A 276-nucleotide genomic window follows, 5' to 3' on the forward strand; every position below is an offset into this window, starting at 1 on the left:
AGAATTCAAGAGTACAACTATGTTTGCTTGATACAAATTACTACTACCCTCAACATGTGCTGTCGCACACGCTGATAAAACTTTACTTCTTCCAGATTGTTAAAGAACGAAAAAACAGTGATCTCGAAAAGACCAAACCTAAATCCATCCAGCTAGCTGCTGATGACTTACGTTTGAACTTTTAACCATTTACTAAATGGTGGAGGATGACGGGATCGAACCGACGACCCCCTGCTTGCAAAGCAGGTGCTCTCCCAGCTGAGCTAATCCCCCATT

At 42.8% G+C, this 276-nt stretch carries 1 protein-coding gene and 1 tRNA gene; one reads left to right on the forward strand and one right to left on the reverse strand.

Going from position 1 to position 276, the window contains the following annotated elements:
* On the forward strand, positions 1-185 hold a 185-nt coding region (locus tag FVD38_RS26715), incomplete at its 5' end, for a hypothetical protein (protein ID WP_222706973.1).
* A 12-nt stretch (positions 186-197) separates the two neighbouring features.
* Here the strand turns inward: FVD38_RS26715 and FVD38_RS26330 are convergent.
* Positions 198-273: transfer RNA gene (locus FVD38_RS26330), tRNA-Ala, on the reverse strand.
* Positions 274-276 lie beyond the last annotated feature (3 nt).

It is taken from the genome of Massilia arenae, from assembly GCF_008014745.1.
Lineage (GTDB): Bacteria > Pseudomonadota > Gammaproteobacteria > Burkholderiales > Burkholderiaceae_D > Telluria > Telluria arenae.